General features: G+C 72.8%; 1 protein-coding gene. It reads right to left on the bottom strand.

The window, feature by feature from the left end:
* On the bottom strand, positions 1-508 hold a 508-nt coding region (locus tag EOA38_RS38550; protein ID WP_245481044.1), incomplete at both ends, for a LysR substrate-binding domain-containing protein.

Here is a 508-nt window from a genome sequence, read left to right as displayed (position 1 = left end):
TCGCGCACGATCCCCCGCAGCCAGCGATGCGCCGGGTCGGCGTCGACGCGCGGGTGCCATAGCAGCGAGATGGTGAGCCCGGCGAGCCGCATCGGCAGCGCGAAGGTGAACAGGCCTTCGCGGAGCTTGCCGGTGTAGCGCTCGGGCACCGTGGCGATGAGGTCGGAGCCGCGGGCGAGCGCCAGCGCTTCGGCAAAGCCGCCGACCACGGTCGTGATCGTCCGCGCCAGCCCCGCGAGTTCCAGCGCGTCATCGACCGGCCCGCGATCGAGGCCGCGGCGCGAGATCAGGATGTGGCGTCCGGCGGCGAAGCGGGCAGCGGTGATCCCGCCTTCGCTCAACGAATGACCCGGCCGCACGACGCCGACGAAGCGGTCGCGGAACAGCGCCTGCGCCCGCACCTCCGGCCCGGTCGAGCCGCCGACCACGCCGGTTTCGAGGTCGACGCTGCCCTCGCGCATCGGCGCGCTGTCCTTGTCTGGTTTCGGCACGAAACGGAGCTGCACCC

It is taken from the genome of Mesorhizobium sp. M1E.F.Ca.ET.041.01.1.1, assembly GCF_003997355.1.
Taxonomy (GTDB): domain Bacteria; phylum Pseudomonadota; class Alphaproteobacteria; order Rhizobiales; family Rhizobiaceae; genus Mesorhizobium.
Note: the sequence above shows the minus strand (reverse complement) of the source record. Positions and strands in the feature narration are given on the sequence as shown.